This is a genomic window from Stenotrophomonas sp. 05L44_2 (assembly GCF_056665995.1).
The window spans coordinates 1-1,450 of the sequence record NZ_JBFTNR010000890.1; the positions used below are offsets into that span (position 1 = coordinate 1).

1 protein-coding gene is annotated in these 1,450 nt (G+C 64.9%); it reads right to left on the bottom strand.

The annotated features are described in order from the left end of the window. Positions 1–1,450, bottom strand: a 1,450-nt coding sequence (locus AC1VAN_RS21710; RefSeq protein ID WP_480986729.1) for an esterase/lipase family protein, incomplete at both ends; no start/stop codon positions are given.

A 1,450-nucleotide genomic window follows, 5' to 3' on the forward strand; every position in this document is an offset into this window, starting at 1 on the left:
GCCTGTGCCAGTGCCAGGAACACATCCTCGAACTTGCCGAGGATGGTCAGCGGCAGGCGCACCAGGCGGCCGATCAGGCGGCCGACCTTGTTGCCGGCGATGTCCGTGCCCTGGTGCGGGGCGGCGATGAAGATCGCACGCTCCACGTTCGGTTCGGCCTTGAAGTGCAGCAACGGACCCAGCTTGGACTGCACCCGCTTCAGGCGTTCGCCCTTCAGGTTGTAGTTGGCCAGCAGATCATTCCACAGCACATCGCCGGAATCGCTGACCAGCAGGCGCGCCAGCACGCCACCCATGCTGTGGCCGATGTAGACCATGTCCTTCGAGGCGCGCGTGCTGCCGTTGGGGTCGAAGTGCTGCAACGTGTCGTTGAATGCGTTGGCGATCTCGTAGCGGTTCAGCGCGATCGGCGCATTGGTCGGGTAGTACACCTGCCACACCTGGAACTGCTGGCGCAGTTCGGGGTCACCCATGATCTCGTTGGCCAGGTTCACCCACGCTTCCGGGCTGCTGCCCAGGCCATGCAGCATGAAGATGATGCGGCGGTTCGGATCCCATGGCTGCATCAGGTAGATGTGCGGCTCGCCGATGCCCTCGCTCATGCCGAACAGGGTACGCAGCGACTGCGTGGCGAATCCGCTCTGCGCCAGCCACAGACCGTAGGCGGCGGTGAAGYTGCCCGCCAGCGGCACCTCTTCGCCATGCAGGGTGATGCGCTCGGTGGCCTCGGGCGAATAGCCATCCAGCAGCACCTGGCGGGTGCGCATCACGTCTTCCAGCGTGTTGCCTTCAAAACGCAGCAATGCCGTAACGTTGATCGAGGACATCTCGCTGTACTCGGGCACCGAATCATCGTGCTGGTGGCGGCGTCCGCGGCGGACGCCCTCCTCCTGCTCGTCCTTGGTGGCCTGCGCCTGTGCCGTTTCGGCCTTGGCCCCTTCCGCGGCGACGGCAGGCACCACCAGCTTCGGCGGGTCCATCACCATCACCAGCTCGGCGCCGAAACCATCGCGGCGATAGGTGCTGCGCATGCCGACGAAGCTGACGGTACCGGCCGGCACCAGCTGCTTGGGGATGCTCTTCAATGAAAGGCGCTGGAAATCGGAAGCCAGCGTCCAGCTGCCCGCCGACACCGGCTTGGTGTAGTCCTCGCCGGCCAATGCTGCGGCACGGGCACGCGCGAACAACACCACGGCGGCCTTCTCGGCAGCATAGTTGTAGTAATCGCGTACCTGCGTCTGCCGATCCTCGAACGCGCGATCGGAGGGCGAGCGCCCGCTGTAGAACAGATAGGCATAGCCATAGCGCGCCGCCTCCAGCCATGCATCCAGCGCTGCATCGCTCATCGGCGGTTCGTTGGCCGCCTGCTTCTTCGACGTCAATGCCAGAGCGGCCTTCACCCACAGCTCGGACAGCGTCGACAACCGCTGCTCGACGTTGAGGTCATCGG